At 63.7% G+C, this 22,110-nt stretch carries 22 protein-coding genes and 1 tRNA gene; 7 read left to right on the top strand and 16 right to left on the bottom strand.

Annotated elements, in window-relative coordinates:
* Positions 1 to 205 precede the first annotated feature (205 nt).
* Positions 206 to 1,120, bottom strand: coding sequence for a PhzF family phenazine biosynthesis protein (locus B3098_RS00450; protein ID WP_286890044.1), 915 nt, complete (start codon positions 1,118 to 1,120; stop codon positions 206 to 208).
* 250 nt (positions 1,121 to 1,370) lie between these two features.
* Here B3098_RS00450 and B3098_RS00445 point away from each other — a divergent pair, with 250 nt between their 5' ends.
* From B3098_RS00445 to B3098_RS00430, 4 genes are all read left to right on the top strand, one after another.
* The gene (locus B3098_RS00445) at positions 1,371 to 1,613 is read left to right on the top strand and encodes a CrpP-related protein (RefSeq protein WP_175124028.1); all 243 of its coding nucleotides are present in this window, start codon (positions 1,371 to 1,373) and stop codon (positions 1,611 to 1,613) included.
* Between the two features lie 165 nt (positions 1,614 to 1,778).
* The gene (locus B3098_RS00440; RefSeq protein WP_175185015.1) at positions 1,779 to 2,003 is read left to right on the top strand and encodes a CrpP-related protein; all 225 of its coding nucleotides are present in this window, start codon (positions 1,779 to 1,781) and stop codon (positions 2,001 to 2,003) included.
* Between the two features lie 245 nt (positions 2,004 to 2,248).
* On the top strand, positions 2,249 to 2,767 hold the full coding sequence (locus B3098_RS00435) for an anti-virulence regulator CigR family protein (RefSeq protein WP_286890041.1): 519 nt from the start codon (positions 2,249 to 2,251) through the stop codon (positions 2,765 to 2,767).
* Positions 2,768 to 2,937: 170 nt separating this feature from the next.
* Positions 2,938 to 4,209 carry a putative Na+/H+ antiporter gene (locus B3098_RS00430; RefSeq protein ID WP_279973422.1) on the top strand — a complete coding sequence of 424 codons (1,272 nt, stop codon included), beginning with the start codon at positions 2,938 to 2,940 and terminating at the stop codon, positions 4,207 to 4,209.
* 185 nt (positions 4,210 to 4,394) lie between these two features.
* Here B3098_RS00430 and B3098_RS00425 read toward each other — a convergent pair.
* From B3098_RS00425 to B3098_RS00385, 9 genes are all read right to left on the bottom strand, one after another.
* Positions 4,395 to 4,471: transfer RNA gene (locus B3098_RS00425), tRNA-Pro, on the bottom strand.
* A gap of 243 nt (positions 4,472 to 4,714) precedes the next feature.
* Positions 4,715 to 5,149, bottom strand: coding sequence for a MerR family transcriptional regulator (locus B3098_RS00420; protein WP_175138542.1), 435 nt, complete (start codon positions 5,147 to 5,149; stop codon positions 4,715 to 4,717).
* A 58-nt stretch (positions 5,150 to 5,207) separates the two neighbouring features.
* Complete coding sequence (locus B3098_RS00415; RefSeq protein WP_082579019.1) at positions 5,208 to 5,546, bottom strand: integration host factor subunit alpha; 339 nt, start codon at positions 5,544 to 5,546, stop codon at positions 5,208 to 5,210.
* A gap of 2 nt (positions 5,547 to 5,548) precedes the next feature.
* Complete coding sequence (gene pheT / locus B3098_RS00410; RefSeq protein WP_286890037.1) at positions 5,549 to 7,966, bottom strand: phenylalanine--tRNA ligase subunit beta; 2,418 nt, start codon at positions 7,964 to 7,966, stop codon at positions 5,549 to 5,551.
* A 13-nt stretch (positions 7,967 to 7,979) separates the two neighbouring features.
* Positions 7,980 to 9,002, bottom strand: a complete 1,023-nt coding sequence (pheS, locus tag B3098_RS00405; RefSeq protein WP_175124022.1) for a phenylalanine--tRNA ligase subunit alpha — start codon at positions 9,000 to 9,002, stop codon at positions 7,980 to 7,982.
* A 77-nt stretch (positions 9,003 to 9,079) separates the two neighbouring features.
* Positions 9,080 to 9,439 carry a 50S ribosomal protein L20 gene (rplT, locus tag B3098_RS00400; protein WP_006218741.1) on the bottom strand — a complete coding sequence of 120 codons (360 nt, stop codon included), beginning with the start codon at positions 9,437 to 9,439 and terminating at the stop codon, positions 9,080 to 9,082.
* Positions 9,440 to 9,456: 17 nt separating this feature from the next.
* A complete protein-coding gene (gene rpmI / locus B3098_RS00395) occupies positions 9,457 to 9,654 on the bottom strand; it encodes a 50S ribosomal protein L35 (protein ID WP_008159912.1) in 198 nt (65 codons plus the stop codon).
* A 264-nt stretch (positions 9,655 to 9,918) separates the two neighbouring features.
* A complete protein-coding gene (locus B3098_RS00390) occupies positions 9,919 to 11,649 on the bottom strand; it encodes a YifB family Mg chelatase-like AAA ATPase (protein WP_286890020.1) in 1,731 nt (576 codons plus the stop codon).
* 121 nt (positions 11,650 to 11,770) lie between these two features.
* A complete protein-coding gene (locus B3098_RS00385; protein WP_056315890.1) occupies positions 11,771 to 12,046 on the bottom strand; it encodes an accessory factor UbiK family protein in 276 nt (91 codons plus the stop codon).
* A 675-nt stretch (positions 12,047 to 12,721) separates the two neighbouring features.
* Between B3098_RS00385 and B3098_RS00380 the strand changes: the two genes are divergently transcribed.
* Together B3098_RS00380 and amt are read left to right on the top strand one after the other, a co-directional pair.
* Complete coding sequence (locus B3098_RS00380; protein ID WP_006218735.1) at positions 12,722 to 13,060, top strand: P-II family nitrogen regulator; 339 nt, start codon at positions 12,722 to 12,724, stop codon at positions 13,058 to 13,060.
* A gap of 28 nt (positions 13,061 to 13,088) precedes the next feature.
* Positions 13,089 to 14,327, top strand: coding sequence for an ammonium transporter (amt, locus tag B3098_RS00375; protein WP_175124021.1), 1,239 nt, complete (start codon positions 13,089 to 13,091; stop codon positions 14,325 to 14,327).
* Positions 14,328 to 14,520: 193 nt separating this feature from the next.
* Here the strand turns inward: amt and ptsP are convergent, their stop codons facing one another.
* From ptsP to thrS, 6 genes are all read right to left on the bottom strand, one after another.
* Positions 14,521 to 16,422 carry a phosphoenolpyruvate--protein phosphotransferase gene (ptsP, locus tag B3098_RS00370; protein WP_414631250.1) on the bottom strand — a complete coding sequence of 634 codons (1,902 nt, stop codon included), beginning with the start codon at positions 16,420 to 16,422 and terminating at the stop codon, positions 14,521 to 14,523.
* Positions 16,358 to 16,627: an HPr family phosphocarrier protein gene (locus B3098_RS00365; RefSeq protein ID WP_006387993.1), complete on the bottom strand. Its 270-nt coding sequence runs from the start codon at positions 16,625 to 16,627 to the stop codon at positions 16,358 to 16,360. Before B3098_RS00365 ends, ptsP begins: the two co-directional genes overlap by 65 nt.
* A gap of 108 nt (positions 16,628 to 16,735) precedes the next feature.
* Positions 16,736 to 17,137, bottom strand: coding sequence for a PTS sugar transporter subunit IIA (locus tag B3098_RS00360; protein ID WP_056569684.1), 402 nt, complete (start codon positions 17,135 to 17,137; stop codon positions 16,736 to 16,738).
* A gap of 15 nt (positions 17,138 to 17,152) precedes the next feature.
* The gene (gene gshB, locus B3098_RS00355; protein ID WP_286889985.1) at positions 17,153 to 18,139 is read right to left on the bottom strand and encodes a glutathione synthase; all 987 of its coding nucleotides are present in this window, start codon (positions 18,137 to 18,139) and stop codon (positions 17,153 to 17,155) included.
* 166 nt (positions 18,140 to 18,305) lie between these two features.
* Positions 18,306 to 18,857 carry a translation initiation factor IF-3 gene (gene infC / locus B3098_RS00350; protein ID WP_076812461.1) on the bottom strand — a complete coding sequence of 184 codons (552 nt, stop codon included), beginning with the start codon at positions 18,855 to 18,857 and terminating at the stop codon, positions 18,306 to 18,308.
* 20 nt (positions 18,858 to 18,877) lie between these two features.
* Positions 18,878 to 20,830, bottom strand: a complete 1,953-nt coding sequence (gene thrS, locus B3098_RS00345) for a threonine--tRNA ligase (protein WP_286889983.1) — start codon at positions 20,828 to 20,830, stop codon at positions 18,878 to 18,880.
* 562 nt (positions 20,831 to 21,392) lie between these two features.
* Here thrS and B3098_RS00340 point away from each other — a divergent pair.
* Positions 21,393 to 22,106 carry a response regulator transcription factor gene (locus tag B3098_RS00340; protein ID WP_175124188.1) on the top strand — a complete coding sequence of 238 codons (714 nt, stop codon included), beginning with the start codon at positions 21,393 to 21,395 and terminating at the stop codon, positions 22,104 to 22,106.
* Positions 22,107 to 22,110 lie beyond the last annotated feature (4 nt).

Here is a 22,110-nt window from a genome sequence, read left to right as displayed (position 1 = left end):
GAAATACGGCAAACAAAAAAGCCACGAGGGTATCGTGGCCTTCTGGAATAAGCGCCGGAAAACCGGCGCCCGAACACGGCTAGCCACTCAACGTAGACGTCGAGTGATTCGTCGGAAATCTGCGCGCGTTGCGGCAGCGATATGCGAAGTGTTCATGCGCAGCAGCATACACGAGGCCGTCTTCCGCCAGCAACGCGCATCGACGTCAGCCCGCCGCGGGAGCAGGCAGCGTGCCCTCCATCACCACGACGGCTTGCCCCGCCACGCTGGCCCATACGCCGTCCTCGCGCGGTTCAGCATGCGCCAGCAGCAAGCTTGCGCGCCCCATGTCCACGCCCTGCCCCACCCGTAACCGCAGATCGCCCTTGCCCGCCAGCGATGCCCGCAGCGCCGTGACCGCGGCTGTCGCGCTACCCGTGGCGGGATCCTCGGTCATCCGGCCGGTGAGCATGCGCGCCTGGATATCGGTGGGCGCGTCCATCGCCTCGCCCGCCGTGTCGGTGGTGTAGACATAGATGGACTTTGCGCCAAGCTGCGGCATCAGGGCCGCGTATCCGCCCAAGTCCGGCACCGCGCGCCGCAACGCGTCGCGGTTGGCAAGCTGCACCACCAGAAACGGCAGGCCCACCGACGCCACCATCGGTGCGTGCGTCGACACGTCAATGTCCGCAACCTCCAGCCGCAGCGCGCTTGCCACCGCATCCAACGGCGCCTCGCGGCCGCAGGACAACGGCTGCGGCGCGCGCAGCTCCGCGCCCTGCAACCCGCCTTCGCCGTACGCCAACGCAATCCGCACCAGGCCGGCTTCTTCTTCAAATACGAAGGCTTGCGGCGCAGACAGCCCTGCCGCGATCTGCTCGCGCGCCAGCACGACGGCCGTGCCGACATTCGGGTGACCAGCGAACGGCACCTCGCGGTCCGGCGTGAAGATGCGCACACGTGCCGTGTGGGCGCGGTCTTGCGGCGGCATCACGAAGCTGGTTTCCGAATAATTGAATTCGCGCGCAATCAACTGCATCTGGCGGGTGTCCAGCCCCTGCGCGTCCAATACAACAGCCAGCGGATTGCCTTGATAGGCGTGGCCGGTGAACACATCGGCGGTGACGTAGCGGTAGCGCATCCAAGCATCCTCAAGATCCGCCTGAAGCCGGCGGGAAGCGGAAATTGTGCGTGCCGCAAGGCGGTCGCGAAAGGCACAGAGCCGCGAAATTGCGCGCATAACAGACGAGTCGCGGGGTGCCCGTGGACGATCATGTGCGCGGTCCGCATGACACCCGCACCGCCTCGGTTGATGCGCGCAGACTATTGAAAATCGCAGATGCCTACGGAATACTTTGCGTCCCGTGCATCTACTTTTGGAGGGTATTGCCATGCAACGCGAAGACATCCAAAAGCTGGGCGCTCAAGCGGCCCGCGACGGATTGAGCTTGTGGGACTGCCCGTATTACCGGGCCGCCGCCATGCCAGGTCACACCGGCGAATCGATTTCGCAATGGCGCGGAAAAGTCGAGGCCTGGGAAGCCGGATGGATGGAAGCCACCGGCGGCGGCCAGGCCCCACCCGGCATCCGGACACGTTTTGTGCCGCGCGCCATGTCGCTGCTGGTCATTTGATGAAGTGAAAAGGCGCCCCGGGAAACGGGGCGCTTTGCATTGGCGATGCGGGGACGTTGGCGCATGCCTGATCCATCCCGCTATTTCTTCGCGTAACTTTTCTGGACACGAATCCTGATCGCGCTCATCTTTCGGCTGAGGACCTTTCCCTGCAGGAGGCGCAAAATGGATGACCCCGTCCACAAAGCCGGCCAGGAAGCCGCCCGATATGGCGTGCCGCTTTCCGCTTGCCCCCTCATGAAAGAAGCCAATATGCCAGGCCATACGGGCGAATCGCTACCGATATGGCGCGCCAGACTGGCCTCCTGGGAAGCAGGCTGGCGCGAAGAAACTGAAGCCCGCCTCGCTGAACTGCAACGCCGCCGGCTGATACAGCAATCGTTCGATTAAAGACGTGGCCGCGGGCATTGCGTCCGCCGTCGTCGGGAACGCGGTTTGTTACGGAACTGACACCGCAGCGGCGTGACTGTCTTTCGATCAAGCAGAGGGCGGTTACGCACACTCCCTCCCTCTCGCCGCTGCGGCCCCTCCCCGCTGCGCACGCAGTCGCTTACAAATGATCAGGTCCCCAAACCCTAAAAATGTTTGCCCGCCCTAGAATCAGCCTGCCAGCCTCAGGCTGAGTGGAGCGAGTCATGACATTCAGGGCCAAGCCGGTATTTATTGCAGCCATTTCCTGTTTTTTTTTGAACACCGGCGCATTCGCCGCGCCGCCAGAGGGCAAAGGCAAACCTGACAACCCAGGCCAGAGCCAGGGACAGGGGCAAAACAAGGGCGGCGGAAAAAACAATAACAACGGCAACGGCGCTGGAAAAGGCTATTCCGGCGGCGGCGGACCAAACGGCAAAACCGGCAATTCCGATAGTTCCAGCGTCACGCTGCGCTTTGCAGGCATCACGGTCTCAACCGCCAGAACCTACGCACATGAATACGGTCTGTCGGGCTACAGCCAACTGCCGCCGGGCATCCGCAAAAACCTCGCACGCGGAAAGCCCCTGCCTCCAGGTATCGCGAAAAAAATGGTCCGCGGTCCAATGCTCGCTCGCCTCCCCGCCTATCCCGGGTACGAATGGCGAATCGCCGGCTCGGATCTTGTCCTTGTTGCCATTGCGACGGCTGTAGTCGCGGATGTGCTGATTGATGTGTTCGATTGATGAGCACGGCGGCGGTCGGACTGGAGGCCCATGAGTTTCAATATCGCCACCTCGAATTGCACTGTCCGCTCCATTCAGTTTGATACACTGCCTGACTGGGTGTCAGGCGTCTTCCTTCGCGCTGGCAGGTCAAAGCGCTGGTCGGGCCGCCGCGCGGAACCCCCACGTCCATGCAGACCAGCACCACCCATGCCCTCGACATTGCAGCCGCCATCATTTTTGCGCTGGCGCTGATCCACACTTTCACCGTCAAGCAGTTCGAGCGGCTATCGCACCGCTACCCTCGCCACGCCGGTTTGTTCCATCTTCTGGGCGAAGTCGAAATCGTCTTCGGCTTCTGGGCATTTGTGCTGCTTATCGTCATGGCGATGGCCGCCGGCGGCGCAGAAGCGCTCGCGTACGCCGAGTCTCGCAATTACACCGAACCGCTGTTTGTATTTGTCGTCATGGTAGTGGCGGCGTCCCGCCCGGTACTCCAGACTGTCATGGCCGCAGTCAACCTCATTGCCAGGAAGGTGCCCTTTCACACCTCCGTTGCGACGGCGTGGTTGGGCCTGGCCGCGGTACCGCTGATGGGATCGCTGATCACGGAACCGGCCGCCATGACCATCGCTGCCCTGATGCTCGCGCCGCAGCTGTTCCGGCCGGCAATTCCGGCTGTTCCCAAATACTTCGCGCTTGGCGTGCTGTTCGTCAACATCTCGATCGGAGGAACCTTGACGGCCTATGCCGCCCCTCCCGTCTTGATGGTTGCCGCAACCTGGCAATGGGATTCCGCCTTCATGCTGGCAACCTTTGGCTGGAAAGCCGCGATTGCCGTCATCGTGAACGCGACCGTTGCGACACTCATGATGCGCAAGTATCTGCTGCAATTGCCGACTGAAAGCGTAGGCCGGTCGGAAAGGCCTCCCGTGCCGCTCTCGGTTGTTCTGGTCCATCTGGCCGTGCTGGCGGCGGTCGTGGCACTGGCGCACCACCCTGTCGCGTTCATCGGCCTCTTTCTGCTGTTCCTGGGTTACACCCAGGCGTACGAACGGCATCAGAATCCGCTGATCATCAAAGAAGCGTTGCTCGTTGGGTTCTTCCTGGCTGGGCTGGTCATCCTGGGAGGCATGCAGGGCTGGTGGCTGCAACCCATCGTCTCAAGCCTGGAACCGCTCGCGTTGTTTTTCGGATCTCTGTCGCTCACCGCGATCACCGACAATGCCGCGTTGACCTACCTGGGTTCGTTGATTGAGGGGATATCCGACGAATCGAAGTACATGCTCGTGTCGGGCGCGGTTGCGGGCGGCGGCCTAACGGTCATCGCTAATGCACCGAACCCTGCGGGCGTGGCCCTGCTGAAACGCGGATTTTCGGACGAGACGATCAGCGTTGGCGGATTATTGCTGGGTGCGTTGGGGCCCACAGCCGTTGCGGCTGGCGCATTGCTGTTTTTATAGGCTGTGTAGCAAGGGCCAGCACGAAATGTACGTGCACCACGAAATGCACGTGCACCACGCATCGCACGTACACCACGAACGCGCGTACACCACGCCATCTTGGGAACCTGGCTACATGCCGGAATCTGAAGGCCCGCAAATGAGAAAGGCCGTCAGTGATTTCTCACTGACGGCCTTGGAACTACTGGTCGGGACGGCGGGATTCGAACTCGCGACCCCTTGCACCCCATGCAAGTGCGCTACCAGGCTGCGCTACGCCCCGAAAGAAAAAGAGTATAGCAGAACTAAAAAATGTTTGCACGCATTGGTGCAAAAAAAGTGCTGAATACTCGAAAAAATTTTTGCGCTTTGCGTGCGCCCTTCACAAGACTGCGTGTGATGAGCCGGCGCGCACAAAGCGCAAGGCACTACGTTGTGCAGAGCGCGCGGCCATGAAGGCCATCGCGCGCTGCGGGTACTGATTTCAAGCTTTGGATTTCAAGCGAAGAACCGCGGTGACAGCGGCTCAGGCGGCAGGCGCCGTGTGCGTCGTGCTGCTGGCAGCGGGCGCAGTGGCCGCGGTGCCCAATGCTTCGGCGAGCATCGCGGACACGTTGCCGAGTTCGTTGCGCAACGACTGCATCTCGGTGCCCGACAGGCGCACGGCGGCGTCCTGATCGTGCGGCACGTCGCGCGCGTCGCCCAAGCGATTGCGCGCGCCGCTGATGGTGAAGCCTTGTTCGTAGAGCAACGAACGGATGCGGCGGATGAGCAGCACTTCGTGATGCTGATAGTAGCGGCGGTTGCCGCGGCGCTTCACGGGCTTGAGCTGCGTGAATTCCTGTTCCCAGTACCGCAAGACATGAGGCTTGACGCCACACAGGTCGCTGACTTCGCCGATGGTGAAGTAACGCTTGGCGGGAATGGGCGGTAGGGTAACGGTGGATTCAGTACGTGTCATAAGCGGATTTTATGCGCGCGATGCGTGGGGCGCCGATAACAATTACCGACAAAGCGTATCACTCCGCGGCCTCCGGTGCTGCGGGAACGGCCTGCTCCACCACGCTCTTGAGTTTCTGGCTGGCGTGGAACGTGACCACGCGCCGCGCCGCGATGGGAATGGTTTCTCCGGTCTTGGGATTGCGGCCAGGGCGCGGCGGTTTGTCGCGCACCTGGAAGTTGCCGAAACCCGAGAGCTTGACGGAATCACCGCGCGCCAGGGCGTCGCGGATTTCCTCGAAGAACGTATCGACGATGTCCTTGGCTTCGCGCTTGTTCAGGCCGACCCGCTCGAAGAGCAGTTCGGCCAGCTCGGCCTTGGTGAGGGTGCGTTGCTCGGCAAGCATACTGGTCCCCATGTTCAGCCACGTTGGCGCGCGCCGTGCGCGGCAACCAGGGCTTCCTTGATGCGCGCAAGGCAATCCGCCACGCGGGCTTCGTCCAAAGTGACCTCAGTGTCCTGTAGCCAGAAACGGAACGCAAGGCTTTTCTCGGCGACGGGTTCGCTGCCTTGCGCCTTGTCACGCCACACGTCGAACACGCGCGCATCCTGCACGACGGCCAGTTGCGCATCGGCCTTGACGGCGGCGGCAACGGTGTCGAGCATGGACTGTACCGTCACGTCCTCGTCGACCCACAGCGCCAGGTCGCGCACCACCACGGGCTGGCGCGAAAGCTCTCGCACCTGCGGCAACTCGCCTTCGGACAATGCGTCCACGTCCAGTTCAAACACCACCGGCGCATGCGCCAGGTCTGCCTGCTGCGCCCAGCGCGGATGCAGTTCGCCGATCCAGCCGACCTGCTTGCCGTCCAGCATGACGCGCGCGCCACGGCCGGGATGCAGGGCAGGATGCGCCGCTGCCTCGAAACGCAGGCGGCGGCCGCGGGCGCCGAACAGCGACTCGACATCCATCTTCACGTCGAAGAAATCGACTTGGCGCGTGGGCACGCCCCACTGCTCTTCCACTGCCGGGCCCCATGCGGCGCCCGCGAGCTTCATGGGCTGGCGCACGCCGGCCACTTGCAGCGGACCGTCTTCGGCCGAGGCATCGCGGAAAAACACGCGGCCCAGTTCGAACAGGCGCACGCGCGACTGCTTGCGGTTGGCGTTGTGACGGATGTTGGCGACCAGGCCGCCGATCAGGCTGGAACGCATGACCGACAGATGGCTGGCGATCGGATTCACGAGGCGCACGGGGTTGTCGTTGCCCGCGAAATCGCGTTCCCAGTCGGCTTCGACGAAGCTGTAGTTCACGACTTCCTGGTAGTCCTGAGCAGCCGTGAGGCGGCGCAGCGCATGCGCGCCGCGGCGCACTTCGGGCTGCGAGAACATCTTGGCGCGCGCCATCGGCGGCACGTCGGGAATGCTTTCGAAGCCGTAGATGCGAGCCACTTCCTCGATCAGGTCTTCTTCGATTTCCAGGTCGAAACGGAACGACGGCGGGTTGACGATGAAGTCGTCGCCTTCGACCGAGTAGTCCAGGCCCAGGCTGCCGAAGATCGTGGCGACCTGCTCGCGTGTGACCGGCACGCCCAGCACGCGATGGCAGCGCGCCAGGCGCATGCGCACCGGCGGACGCTGGGGCAGATTGACGATCTGGTCGTCGATGGGGCCGACCTGACCGCCGCAGATGTCGACGATGAGGCGGGTGATGAATTCAATGTGCTCGGGAATGCTGGCGTAGTCGACGCCGCGTTCGAAGCGGTGGCTGGCTTCGGAGCTGAACTTGAAGCGGCGCGCGCGGCCGGCAATGGCTTGCGGCCACCAGAACGCGGCTTCGAGATAGATGTTCTGCGTGTCCAGCGTCACCGAGGTAGCTTCGCCGCCCATGATGCCGGCCAGGCTTTCGACCTGCTCGCCAGCGACGACCACACCAACCTTCGGGTCCAGCGTCACGGTCTGGCCGTTCAGCAGTTCCAGCGTTTCGCCTTCACGCGCCCAGCGCACGGCGATGTCGCCGCGGATCTTGTCCAGATCGAACACATGCGACGGACGGCCCAGTTCGAGCATGACGTAGTTCGAGATATCGACCAACGCGGACAGCGAGCGTTGGCCGGCGCGCTCGAGGCGCGTCTTCATCCATTCGGGCGTCGCCGCGCGGGCGTTCACGCCGCGGATGACGCGGCCGCCGAAACGGCCGCAGAGGTCGGGCGCCTCGATCTTGACGGGCAGGCGCTCGTCGAGCGTGACAGGCACGGCGGCCGCGGTGGGCACCGACAGCGGCGCGCCGGTCAACGCGGCCACTTCACGCGCCACGCCCAGAATCGACAGGCAGTCGGCGCGGTTGGGCGTCAGTTTGAGCGTGAACAGCGTGTCGTCCAGATCCAGCGCTTCACGGATGGACTGGCCGGGGACCATGTCGGCGGGCAGCTCGAGGAGCCCCGCATGGTCTTGCGACAGACCCAGTTCGCGGGCCGAGCACAGCATGCCGGAAGATTGCACGCCGCGCATCTTGGCGACGCCGATCTTCATGCCGCCGGGCAATTCTGCGCCCACGCGGGCGAGCGGCACTTTCAGGCCGGCAGCAGCGTTGGGTGCGCCGCAGACGATCTGCAGGCGTTCACCGGAGCCGTCGTCGACCTGGCAGACGCGCAGCTTGTCGGCGTCAGGGTGCGGCGCGATCTCGACAATGTGTGCGACGACCACGCCGGTGAATGCCGGTGCAGCGGGCTCGGTTTCTTCGACTTCCAGGCCGGCCATCGTGAGCCGGTGCGCGAGTTCATCGGTTGCGATCGGAGGATTGACCAGCGTACGCAGCCAGGATTCGGGAAATTGCATGATCAGCCGTCTGTTATTCGTTGAACTGGCGCAGGAAGCGCAAATCGCCTTCGTAGAACTGGCGCAGATCGTTGACGCCGTAGCGCAACATGGTCAGGCGCTCGAGCCCGGAGCCGAAGGCAAAGCCGATGTAGCGCTCGGGATCCAGCCCGAAGTTGCGCACCACCTGCGGATGCACCTGGCCGGATCCGGAGATTTCGAGCCAGCGGCCGCGATTGGGACCCGAGGTGAACATCATGTCGATCTCGGCGGACGGTTCCGTGAACGGGAAGAACGACGGACGGAAACGCACGACCAGATCGTCGCTTTCAAAGAAGCAACGCAGGAAATCGGTGTACACGCCCTTCAGGTCGGCAAACGAGATGTCCTCGGCGATCCAGAGCCCTTCCACCTGGTGGAACATGGGCGAGTGCGTGGCGTCGCTGTCGACGCGGTAGGTGCGCCCCGGCGCGATGACCTTGATGGGCGGCTTGTTCATGCGGGCGTAACGCACCTGCATGGGGCTGGTGTGCGTGCGCAGCAGCAGCGGCAGGCCGTCCGCGTCGTTCATGTCGACGTAGAACGTGTCCTGCATGGAACGCGCCGGATGGTCCAGCGGGTTGTTCAAAGCGGTGAAATTGGTCCAGTCGTTTTCCACTTCGGGGCCGTCGGCCACGTCGAAGCCAATGGAACGGAAGATCTCTTCCACACGTTCCCAAGTCCGGATCACCGGATGGATGCCGCCCGGCGCGCGACCGCGGCCCGGCAGGGTGACGTCAATGGTTTCGGATGCCAGACGGGCATCCAGCTCCGCCTGCGCCAGTTCGGCGCGGCGCGAGTTCAGAAGCTCTTCGATCTTCTGCTTGGCCTGGTTGATTCGCGCGCCCGCTTCTCGCTTCTGCTCGGGATCGAGCTTGCCCAGGCCTTTGAGCAGCACCGTCAAGGCGCCTTCCTTGCCCAGGAAGCGAGCTTTTGCGTTCTCAAGTGCGGCGGCGTCCGAGGCCGCGGCGAACCGTTCTTGCGCCTGGTCTACCAGGTCGTCAACCAATCGAGTCATGAAATCCAGCCTTCAAAACGCAAACGGGGCTATTACAGCCCCGTTTGCAGCGATGCGCGATGAGTTAAAGCGCGCGATCAGGCAGCCAAGGCAGCCTTGGCTTGCTGCACGATGGCGGCAAAGCCGGCCTTGTCGCGCACGGCCAGATCGGCCAGGACCTTACGGTCGAGTTCGATCGAAGCCTTCTTCAGGCCAGCGATGAACACGCTGTAGCTGACGCCATGCTCGCGGACGGCCGCGTTGATACGCGTGATCCACAGAGCGCGGAACGTGCGCTTCTTGTTACGACGGTCGCGGTAGGCGTATTGGCCAGCGCGCATGACTGCTTGCTTGGCAATACGGAACACATTACCGCGGCGGCCACGGTAACCCTTGGCGGCGGCAATGACTTTCTTGTGACGTGCGCGGGCAGTTACGCCGCGTTTGACGCGAGGCATAGTAGATCTCCCTTAGATCAAGCGAAAGGCATCATGGCCTTGACGGAGGCCACGTTGGAGTCATGAACCGCTGCAGAGCCGCGCAGTTGACGCTTGGCCTTGGTGGTCTTCTTGGTCAGGATGTGACGCTTGAACGCCTGACCACGCTTGATGGAGCCGCTGCCGCGCACCTTAAAGCGCTTGGAAGCGCTTTTCTTGGTTTTCATCTTGGGCATGATGATTCCCTAAACTAAAACACGCATTGTTGATTTACATGACGCCAGGTGCTTGACGCCAAAGACGCCAAAACTTGTAGACCTGTTGCCACTTCTGGGGGGTCGCAACCAACGATTTTTGAACTGCAACGTTGATTCGCGGATCTTTCCCGAAGGCGGACAAATAGCTACCCACATCCGGAAAAGCCTTTGATTATATGGTGATTTCCCGGACTTTGTCGAGTCGGGGAGTGCTCCGCCAACAACGGGGACAGGAGGCGGGGATCATACGCCTGTTCGCCGGTACTGCACCGCCTGCGCGACGTGGCTGGCCGCAAGCACGGTCTGGCCGTCCATGTCCGCGATCGTGCGGGCCACACGGAGCGCCCGGTGCATGGCCCGGGCGGAGCCAGTCAGGCGCCGCATGGCTTGATGCAACAGCGCCTGCGCGTCGGCGTCCATGACGCAGAACTCGTCCAGCTCGGCCCCGGCCAGCGCGGCGTTGATCTTGCCCTGCCGGGCAAGCTGACGCTCGCGGCAACGGACCACGCGCTCCCGGACAGCCTGAGACGCTTCGCCCGGCGGCGCGGTCATCCAGGCGGGATCGGAGGGAGGAAGGGCAACATGCAGGTCGATCCGGTCAAGCAGCGGCCCCGAGATTTTGCCCGCGTAGCGCGCCACCTGATCCGGCGTGCAGGTGCACGCGCGCGCCGGATGGCCCCGCCAGCCGCAAGGACACGGATTCATCGCCGCGACGAGCTGAAAACGCGCGGGAAACTGCGCCGCGTGCAGCGCCCGGGAGATGACCACCCTTCCCGCTTCCAGCGGCTCTCGCAGCGCCTCGAGCGAGCGGCGGCTGAACTCGGGCAGTTCGTCCAGGAAGAGGACGCCGTGATGCGCCAGGCTGATTTCGCCGGGACGCGGCCGCCCACCCCCGCCCACCAGCGCCGCCACCGACGCCGAATGATGCGGCGACCGGAAAGGCGGCTGGCCGGTCAGCGCGTCGGGCATGCCGGCCATTGCCGCCACCGCCGCCGCTTCCAGCGCCTGGCTCCGCTCGAGCGGCGGCAGCAGGCCCGGCAGGCGCGCGGCCAGCATGCTCTTGCCCGCGCCGGGCGGCCCCAGCATCAGCAGGCTGTGCCCGCCTGCCGCCGCGACTTCCAGCGCGCGCCGCGCGCCGGGCTGGCCGCGCACGTCGGACAGGCAGGGAATGGGCGTAGCGGGCGGCCACGGTGCGGGCACGGCATCGGGCAGCAGCGACGCGCCCGCCGCATGGGCCGCCACGTCTGCCAGGCAACGCGCCGAAAGGACGCGCAGCCCCGGGACCCAGGCGGCCTGCTCGGCGCTGCCAGCCGGCAGGATCAGCGTGGCATCGGGCGCGTCGCGGGCGACGCTCAAGGCGATCACCAGCGGCGCGGCGACCGGCACGAGCGCGCCGGTGAGGGACAGTTCGCCGGCGAGCACCAGGCGGGAGAGCGCGGGGTCGGGTGCGCGAGGCTGATCTGCGTGACGCTCGCCCGCAAGTCCCGCGGCATGTGCGCCGAGGCTGTCGCCGGCAGGTTCGTTGGAAGTGCCGTCGGGATCTTTGCCGGGATGCTCACCGGGACGTTCGCCAGGAAGTTCGCCGGAGCGGCCCGCGCAGCGGTCTACGGACTGTTCACCCGAATCCCCACCGGAACGCCCGCCCCGCTGCCGGCCCGCCTGCGCGCCATCTTGCGCAGGCGCGGCCAATTGACCGGACGCTAGCAGCACGCCCAGCGCGATCGGCAGATCGAAGCGGCCGGACTCCTTGGGCATGTCTGCCGGCGACAGATTGACGGTGATGCGCCCCGCCGGAAACTCGAAGCCGCTGTTGATGATGGCGGCCCTGACCCGCTCGCGGCTTTCCCGGACCTCGGTATCAACCAGCCCGACCACGTTGAATCCTGGCAAGCCGGGCCCGAGGTGTGTTTCGACGCGGACCGCATGGGCGTGCATGCCGCTGAGGGCCCTGCTGGCGAGTACGGCAAGCGTCACGGGGGTCTCCGGATGAGTTCGGGACGCCAGTATCCGCAAAAACAAACGGCCGCGGAGAGCGGCCGTGACAAAACGATCTCGCGCTGGACCCGCACGTGGGGGGTGCGCGGCGCTTGCTTACTTACTTGTCCAGGCCCGTCGCCGGACCCTTGTCCAGACCCGTCAGGCGCTGTTCCATCTGCTGCACCTGGGCGGCCAACTGATCGACCCGGGCGCGCGTACGTGCGAGCAAGTCGGCCTGCACGTCGAACTCTTCGCGGGTGACCAGATCCAGCTTGGAAAACGCCTGCGTCATCATGGCGCGCACGTTGCGCTCGACGTCCGCCGCGGGGCTGCGCGCGATCAGGTCGGAAATATTCTTCTGAAGGTCTTCCATCCACTGGGTGCGATTGTTCATATGGGCCTCTCGATGTTCTTGATGGCTCAAGTGTAGTGCGTCGGCCAGATTGTTTCAGGCGAGACCGCTTGCGCCGCCGCAAAAAAAAGGGCGGGCCGCATGCGGTGACCGCCCTTCAAAGCACAGGAGAAAACCGGGCTGCCTGACGGCAACCCCCTACCAACACCACTAACCTTGCCGCCGGTCTATTCGACCGCGCAGTGCATCGTCCAAATGGCGGATGCACCTCCTGAATCCGATTCAACTCGAGCCCACACCGGTCAACAAGCCGACCCGTGTAAACCCTCGTATCACGGTCGCGCCCCAATTTGGACGGGTCCAAACGAATTCCAGCTGGGGTGGAAAGGCCGTCGGCGGGCAAAGAACCGCAGCCCGCAAGGCGGAGCGCCGGACGACACGCTCTGTTGACGCGACTACGCGCAAGCATCGGCACACATCCGCCCCCCCAATCGCTCGCATTAAATGGCTACAAATCCCTCTTGCGGATCACATGTCGTTGCATGTGACTGCTACGCGTTGTTGCGCACCAAATTGAGGCCGGCCTGCGGTGCATCGCGCACCACAACGGTGCCATTTTGCACAACTTTTGCGCCGTTCCCGGGCATCGCCAGCGCTGGCCAACATGGCATGGATATTGCTTTAACCACGGAGCGTGCAACCAAGAGAGGAAATGCCATGAAACTCATCATCGCCATCATCAAGCCCTTCAAGCTCGACGAAGTGCGGGTGGCTCTATCCGGAATCGGGGTCCAGGGCCTGACCGTCACCGAAGTCAAAGGCTTTGGCCGCCAAAAAGGCCACACCGAACTTTATCGCGGCGCGGAATACGCCGTTGACTTCCTGCCCAAGCTGCGCGTCGAGGCCGCCGTGCCCGACCACCTTGTGGATCAGGTCATCGAAGCGATCGAACAAGCCGCCCGCACCGGCAAGATTGGCGACGGCAAGATCTTTGCCGCCCCCCTTGAACAAGTCATCCGTATCAGAACTGGCGAAGCCGGCGAAGCTGCGCTGTAAATAAATAAAGACTCAATGGAGCCTGAAAATGGATAAAGCAGATATTTCCTGGTTGCTCGTCTCTACCCTGCTTGTATTGATGATGGCCGTACCCGGCCTGGCCATGTTCTACGCCGGCCTGGTGCGCAGCAAAAACGTGCTGTCCGTCTTGCTGCAAGTGTTGTGCACGTTCGTGCTGGGCCTGGTTCTCTGGTTCATCTATGGATATTCCCTGGCGTTCACCGAGGGCAATGCCTTCTTCGGCGGCCTCTCGCGCGCTTTCTTCTCTGGCATGTTCAATCCCGCCGACGGCACGTACGCCATGTCGAACTCCCTGACCGAGCTGCTGTTTGCCTCGTTCCAGGCCACGTTCGCTGGCATCACCTGCGCCCTGGTGGTCGGCAGCTTTGCCGAACGCGCCCGGTTTTCGGCCGTGCTGGTGTTCACGGTGATCTGGTTCACGTTCGCCTACATCCCCATCGCGCACATGGTGTGGTTCGCCTCTGAAACGGCGCCTGGCCTCTTGAACGCACAAGGCGCGCTGGACTTTGCCGGCGGCACCGTGGTGCACATCAACGCTGGCGTGGCCGGCCTGGTGGGCGCCTATGTGGTTGGCAAGCGCGTGGGCTATGGCCGTGAAGCCATGCAGCCGCACAACCTGCCGATGACCTTCGTGGGCGCCGCCCTGCTGTGGGTGGGCTGGTTCGGCTTCAACGCGGGTTCGGCCCTGGCCGCCAACGAGAACGCCACGCTGGCCTTCTTCAACACCATGATCGCCACGGCGGGCGCCGTCCTGGCCTGGTTGTTCACGGAATGGGCCATCAAGGGCAAGCCCTCGATGCTGGGCGCCGCTTCGGGTGCCGTCGCCGGCCTGGTCGGCATCACCCCCGCCGCGGGCCTGGTCGGTCCGGTGGGCGCACTGATCATCGGCGTGGTTGCCGGCGTGGTCTGCGTCTGGGGCGTGAACGGCCTGAAGCGCATGCTGCGTGCCGACGATGCGCTGGACGTGTTCGGCATCCACGGCGTGGGCGGCATTGTGGGCGCCCTGCTCACCGGCGTGTTCAATGCGCAGGTCTTCGGCGGCCCCGGCCTGGCCGAGCCCTCCATGATTGCTCACCAACTGTGGGTCCAGCTGGAAGGCGTGCTGCTGACCATCGTCTGGTCCGGCGTGGTGGCATGGATTGCCTACAAGATCGCCAATGCCCTGTGCGGCCTGCGTGTGCCGGAAGACCAGGAGCGCGAAGGCCTGGACGTCACCAGCCACGGCGAATCCGCGTATCACAGCTAAGCTGCTGCGATGCTCCCGCCGCGACCCGCGGCGGGTGGATCGAAAAATGAAAGAGCCCTTCATCATGAAGGGCTCTTTTTTATGCCTGCTTGCTTGGGACGGTGTCAGACACCCGGCAGGGATGATCGTCAGCTTGTGGCAGCGACTCGACGGGTGTCTGACACCTGGTTCAGCCATCGCCGCGAAGGACGAATCAGACCGGGCCGAGCGCGTCCAGATCGACGGGCAAGGCGCGGTTCAGCGCCGACGCCACCTTGATGCGAAGCGCATTGGAGTGCGCCCGGCGGACCTCTCGCTTGACGTCCAGCAGCTGCTGCGGGTGCATGGAGAACTCGGTCAGACCCAGCCCGAGCAGCAGGCGGGTCATGCGCGAATCGCCTGCCATTTCACCGCAGACGGCCACCGGCTTGCCCGCGCGCTCGCCGGCATTGATGGTGTTGGCGACCAGGCGCAGCACCGCCGGGTGCAGCGGATCGTAAAGCGACGCCACATCGTGGTCGCCGCGGTCGATGGCAAGCGTGTACTGGATCAGGTCGTTGGTGCCGATGGACAGGAAGTCCAGCGCCTGGGCAAAGGGTTCGATGGCGATGGCGATGGCGGGGACTTCAACCATCGCGCCCACTTCCATGTGCGGCGCGTAGGCCTGGCCACGGGCATCGAGTTCGCGCCGGGCGGCCTCGATGGCGGCCTTGGTCGCGACGACCTCGTGCATATGCGCGATCATCGGGATCAGCAAGCGCACCGGTCCGTGGGCGGAGGCCCTCAGGATGGCCCGCAACTGAGTCGCGAACATCTCGGGGCGCGCCAGGCAGTAGCGGATAGCACGCTGCCCCAGGGCGGGATTGGTGGCTACGGTGGCCTCGCCGTCCAGCGTCTTGTCAGAGCCGATGTCCAGCGTGCGGATCGTGACCGGACGGCCGGCCATCACCTTGACGACCGAAGCATAGGCCTCGTATTGCTCTTCTTCGCCGGGCAGGTCGGGCCGGCCCATGAAGAGGAATTCGCTGCGGAACAGCCCGATACCGTGCGCGCCGGAAGCCAGCGCCAGCGCGGCCTCGTCCGGCAGCTCGATATTGGCGTGCAGCACGATATCGATGCCATCCAGGGTGACGGACGGTTCGTCGCGCAGGAGGCTGAGTTCTGCGCGCTCGTCGGCGTAGGCGGCCTGACGGCGGCGGTATTCCTGGAGGATGCGTTCGGACGGATTGACCACCACGACGCCAACCGAGCCGTCGATGATCAGCATGTCGCCGTCGCGGACCAGTTCGCGCACATTGCCCATTGCCACCACCGCGGGCACGCCCATGCTGCGCGCCACGATCGCGGTGTGCGAGGTCGGTCCGCCCAGGTCGGTGACAAAGGCGGCAAAACGCCCGCCGCGCAAGCGCAGCATATCGGCGGGCGAGATATCGTGCGCCACCACGACAAGGGCGTCGTCGCCGCCCATGTGGGACATGTCGGGCAGGATCGCCGACGTGCCGGCCAGGACGTGCAGCACGCGCTCGATCACCTGGCGCACATCCGCCCCGCGCTCGCGCAGGTATTCGTCTTCCATGGCGTCGAACTGCTGGCCCAGAATCTGGCCCTGCGTCGTCAGCGCCCATTCGGCGTTGTAATGGCGCTCGGCGATCAAGGCGAGCGTCTGTTCGGCCAGGAGCGGATCGCCCAATAGCAGACTGTGTACGTTGAGCATCGCGCCCAGCTCGCGCGGCGCGTCGGCCGGCAGCGTGTCGGCCAGTTGCAGCAGTTCCTGCTGGGCTGACGCCAGGGCCTCGGTCAGGCGGGCGCTTTCAGCGGGCACGTCTTCCGGCGAAATCCGGTAGTGCGCGACTTCAAGGGCCGCTGCCCCCATGACGACGGCGCGGCCGATGGCGTAGCCCTTGGCGACACCCTTGCCGTAGAGACACACAACGGGGCCGGCAGAACCAGCCCCTTGTGGTGCGCTGGTCGCGGGCGCGCCGGTCGTGGGCACGCCGGTTGCCGCTACGGGCGAACCGGCCCGAGCCGGGCCGGTTGCTTCAGGAGAGGGTCTATTCCTGCTCACCGAATTTGCTGTCGAACAGAGTTTCGATTTCGGAAAGCGCTTGCTCGGCATCGCTGCCGGAGGCCTCCAGCTTGACGGTGACGCCCAGTCCAGCTGCCAGCATCATGACGCCCATGATGCTCTTGGCGTTCACGCGTTGCGCACCGCGCGAAATGAAGATCTCGCTGGAAAACTTGCTGGCCAGCTGCGTCAGCTTGGCGGCGGCCCTGGCGTGCAATCCCAGTTTGTTGCTGATGACAATGTCAGTATTAGGCATAGGAAAGGTGGTGACCGCGGGCTATGCCGCAGTGTTGATCGCAGCCAATCGTCGTACCGATCGTCGGCTTGAAATAATAGCCGACATAATAGGGCAATTTTCCGCCCGTCAGTCTACCCGCAAGACGCCCTGCACCCCGCCAGCAAGCGCCTTTTCGCGGGTTTCGGCCAGCGGCAGGTTGCGGTAGGTCAACGCGCGCAACAGCATCGGCGTGTTGAGACCCGCGAGCACACAGCACTGGATGCCCTGTGCCTGCGCATCGGCGACCGCGCGCTTGGAGATGTTGGCGGGCGTGGCGCCGATCAGGTCGGTCAGCACCAGGACGCCCGCGCCGTGGTCCTGCTCGAGGATGTCTTTCAGGACATCCGGCGCCAGGTCATCCGGCAGGTCTTCAGGCAGGATGTCATGAATTGCCAGCATGCCGTCCAGATCGCCCATGACGTGGCTCGCGCATTCGCGCATTGCCGCGCCCAGGGGCGCGTGCACGACGATCACAATACCCGTGGTCATGTCGGTTCCGAAAACTCAGGCAGCAACGGAGGCGGCGCTGGCGGCCTTGGCCGCCACGGCCTTTTCGAGCGCCTGCACGAACATGCCGGCCACGTCGAAGCCGGTCTGTTCGGCGATTTCCACGAAACAGGTGGGGCTGGTGACGTTGACTTCGGTAACGAAGTCGCCAATGACGTCCAGGCCGACCAGAAGCAGACCGCGGGCGGCCAGCTTGGGCGCCACGGCTTCGGCGATTTCGCGGTCGCGGGGAGACAGTTCCTGCGCGACGCCACGGCCGCCGGCGGCCAGATTGCCGCGCGTTTCGCCGGCCAGGGGAATGCGGGCCAGGGAATACGGCACGGGTTCGCCGCCAATCAGCAGGATGCGCTTGTCGCCCTTGACGATGTCAGGGATGAAGCGCTGCGCCATGATGGTGCGCGCGCCGTTGTCGGTGAGCGTTTCCAGGATGGCGTTCAGGTTGGGGTCTTTGGGCTGCAGGCGGAACACGCCCGTGCCGCCCATGCCGTCCAGCGGCTTGACGATGACATCCTGGTGCTTGTCATGGAACGCCTTGAGACGCGCCATGTTGCGGGTGACCAGCGTGGGCGCGGTGAACTCGCTGATTTCGGTGATTGCCAGCTTTTCCGGGTGGTTCCGGATGGCCGCACCGCCGTTGAACACGCAGGCGCCCTGCGCCTCGGCGTATTCGAGCAAATGCGTGGAATACACGTATTCCATGTCGAACGGGGGGTCCTTGCGCATCACGACCGCGCCAAAATCCGCCAGCGGCAGATCCTGGGAAGCGGATTCGCGCCACCAGTCGTGACCGTGCAGGTCGGCATCCGCCACCAGCTCGATCGGCGTGGTCTGCGCCTTGACGACGCCCGCCTCGATGTAGAGGTCGCCCTGCATGGCCACGCTGAGCGTGTGACCGCGCGCCACGAGGGCACGCATCATGGCGACCGAACTATCCTTGTACGCCTTGAGTAGCGGCAAGGGATCCAAAACGAACAAAACGTGCATCGCGACACCCTGAACGGACGCCGCCTCCCCTGGTGGGAAGGCGGCTATGCTTTGTGACATCGTAGCGTAGAGCCGGTCAATAAGCGAACCCGCCGGTCACGAGACGGACACGGCGGGTTGCAGGACCGCAAGGCGGAGCCTTGCATGAACCGGATACGGCGGGCGCTCAGGCTGCCGATTCGGGCTTGCCTGCGGGCACAGCCTTTTTCTTCGGCGCCAGCACCATGACCATCTGACGGCCTTCGAGCTTGGGCATGGCTTCGACCTGGGCAAGCTCCAGGAGATCGTCGCGCACGCGCTCAAGGACGCGCATGCCAAGTTCCTGGTGAGCCATTTCACGGCCACGGAAACGCAACGTCACCTTGGCCTTGTCGCCCTCTTCGAGGAAGCGGCGCAGGTTGCGCAGCTTGACCTGATAGTCGCCCTCGTCGGTCGCCGGACGGAATTTGACTTCCTTGACCTGGATGACCTTCTGCTTGGAGCGGGCTTCGGCTTGGCGCTTTTGCTCTTGGTACTTGAACTTGCCGTAGTCCATCAGACGGCAGACCGGCGGCTCGGCGTTCGGCGCGATTTCCACCAGATCCACGTCGTTTTGCTCGGAAAGACGGAACGCGTCGGCAATCTTGACGATGCCCAGCTGTTCTCCGTCCAGACCTATCAGGCGCACCTCGGGGACGCGGATTTCACCGTTGATGCGATTGGCTTTTTCAGTGGCGATGTTGAAAGCTCCTAGAAATGTTAAGCAGCGCTGCTATCGGGTTGATTGACGTCGCGACGGGTGGCGACGTCTTCGGACAACCGGGACACAAAGTCGTTGAACGGGATGGCGCCAAGGTCCAGGCCGCCCAATCCACGTACCGCGACAGTGCCGTTTTGCTTTTCCTTGTCGCCGACGACAAGAATGTACGGCACCTTTTGCAGGCTGTGTTCCCGAATTTTACGAGTGATTTTTTCACCGCGCAAATCGGACTCTACTCTAAAGCCTTGTTTTTTCAGGCTTTGCGTGATTTCGGCAGCATAATCGGCCGAAGGTTCGGAAATGCAGCATACAACTGCTTGCACGGGCGCCAGCCAAGGCGGCATGGCGCCGGCGTGGTTTTCGATCAACATGCCGATGAAGCGCTCGAGCGAACCGAGGATCGCGCGGTGCAGCATGACCGGCGGGCGGCGCTGGTCGTTCTGGTCCACGTACTCGGCGCCCAGGCGCACGGGCATGGAGAAATCGACCTGGATCGTGCCGCACTGCCAGTGACGGCCGATGGCGTCCTTGAGCGTGTATTCGACCTTCGGACCGTAGAAGGCGCCCTCGCCCGGCGAAATTTCGAATTCGCAACCCGTGCGGCGCAGACTTTCCATCAGGGCGGCTTCGGCCGTATCCCAGACTTCGTCCGTGCCGATACGCTTTTCAGGACGCGTGGCGACCTTGTACAGGACTTCGGTAAAGCCGAAGTCGCGATAGACCTTTTGCAAGAGCGCCGTGAAATCGGCGCATTCGTCCTGGAGCTGGTCTTCGGTACAGAAAATGTGGCCGTCGTCCTGCGTGAAGCCGCGCACGCGCATCATGCCGTGCAGCGAACCGGAGGGCTCGTTGCGGTGGCATTGGCCGAATTCGCCGTAGCGCAGGGGCAGTTCGCGGTAGGAATGCAGGCCGGCGTTGAAGATCTGCACGTGGCCCGGGCAGTTCATGGGCTTGAGGCCATAGACGCGGTTTTCGGACTCGGTCGTGAACATGTTTTCACGGTAGTTGTCCCAGTGGCCGGTCTTTTTCCAGAGCGAAATGTCCAGGATCTGCGGCGCCTTGACTTCCTGGTAGCCGTTGTCGCGGTACACGCTGCGCATGTATTGCTCCACTTGCTGCCACAGGGCCCAGCCCTTGGGATGCCAGAAGATCAGGCCCGGGGCCTCGTCCTGGAAGTGGAACAGGTCGAGTTCGCGGCCGATCTTGCGGTGGTCGCGGCGCTCGGCCTCTTCGAGCATGTGCAGGTAGGCTTCCTGTTCTTCTTTCGTTGCCCAGGCGGTGCCGTAGATGCGCTGGAGCATCTCGTTCTTGCTGTCGCCGCGCCAGTAGGCGCCTGCCACCTTCATCAGCTTGAAGACCTTGAGCTTGCCCGTGGACGGCACGTGCGGGCCGCGGCACAGGTCGATGAAGTCGCCTTCGCGGTACAGGCTCAGCGTCTCGTTGGACGGGATCGAGGCGATGATTTCCGCCTTGTACTTTTCGCCGATGCCCTTGAAGAATTCGACGGCGTCGTCGCGGGACCATTCTTCGCGCGTGACGACTTCGTCCTTCTTGGCCAGTTCGGCCATCTTCTTTTCGATGGCGGCCAGATCTTCCGGCGTGAAGGGGCGCTTGTACGAGAAGTCGTAGTAGAAGCCGTTGTCGATCACAGGGCCGATGGTGACCTGGGCATCAGGGAAGAGCTCCTTGACGGCATAGGCCAGCAGGTGGGCGGTCGAGTGGCGGATCAGATCCAGGCCGTCCGCATCCTTGGCCGTCACGATGGCCAGACGGGCGTCTTCTGAGATGCGGAAACTGGTGTCGACGAGCTTGGATTCCGCGCCGTCGAACGTCACGCGGCCGCCCAGGGCAGCCTTCGCCAAGCCCGTACCGATCGATTGCGCCACTTCGGCAACCGTTACCGGTTCCGGATATTGGCGCTGCGAACCATCGGGCAATGTGATCTGTACCATCGGGAGTGCTTCCTGGGGTTCTTGGAACTGAAAAACGAAAACAGAAACGAAAAACGCGGCCTGGTAGCCGCGTTCATTTGATTGTCTTGATGAGTCCTACCGCTGACCTGACACGGTGAAACCCGACGCACGAAAAAACTAACGCGACATGGGGCGAAAGTTCCGGGTCGTAGTTCGTGCGGGCGGGAAAAACATGTTTGGGCCTGTTGGTGCGCGCACTGCGGGGCGCGAATCAAGGTGCAGCAAAACAAATGCAGCCGAAATAGCTGCATGGATCGTTGCCGATTGTAGCACCGTTTGCGGGCTTTCCGTGGCGAAAACGCCACGGAGGATTGCAGTGAGCGCACCGGGGACGCAGCGAGACGTTTAGTGCCGACGGATCGGTCTGATTTTGGCCCGTTTGGTAACTCAAACGCGCGCCGAACACGTAATCTGCCCACGAATTTCAGGGCCGCGCACGGAAATGCGCCAGCGACCGCCGCGTCGTGGCCGCGCGGATTGCCCTGGACCCCCATCCGATCGTGGAGCAACGATGAATCGCGTTTCAGAGACTGCAAGCCAGATGACCGGCGGCTCGCTTCACGGCCCGCTTATCGCGCCGGCGGACGGCTTAGAGGCCCGCAAGCACCTGCTGCTGTCGCGGCCGCCGCCGGTGATCCGGGTCGCGGTCCTGGACGACCATCCCGTCGTCGCGCTGGGCATTGGCGCCTTTCTGGAAAGCCGCCCTGGGTTTCACGTGGTGCACCGCGAGACCTCCGCGCGCTCCTTGCTGGAGAAACTGGCCAAGCAGCCGTGCGACGTCGCGCTGATCGACTTCTATCTGCCCCTGGAACCCTTCGATGGCGTCAACTACCTGCGGCGGGTGCGCCGCTATCACCCCAACATGGCGGTCATCACCTTTTCGGCTGGCAATCGCCAAGAGACCGAGTACGCCGCCTTTCGGGCCGGCGCCGCCGGTTACCTGGCAAAACAATGGGGTCTGGTCCTGCTGCCGGACATGATCCGCGGCGTGGTCGAGGCCAATACGCCGTTCCTGACGGTCGAAGACGGACAGATCTGCAGCATGGAGCCGACGGCGCCGCATGCGCTGCTGACGACGTCGGAAGTGGAGGTGCTGCGCCACATCAGGCAGGGCCTGTCGGTGACACAGATTGCCCGCAGGCTGGTGCGCAGCAAGAAGACAGTCAGCACCCACAAGCGCCGGGCCATGCGCAAGCTGGGGCTGTCGGATGATTTGTCGCTGGCGCTGTACTTGCGCGACAAGTTTGCCGAATGAATCG

Origin of the sequence: Achromobacter sp. UBA2119, from assembly GCF_002331005.1 — a bacterium.
In the GTDB taxonomy this organism is placed as follows: domain Bacteria; phylum Pseudomonadota; class Gammaproteobacteria; order Burkholderiales; family Burkholderiaceae_B; genus Achromobacter; species Achromobacter animicus.
This window is presented reverse-complemented; position numbering and strand designations above follow the sequence as displayed.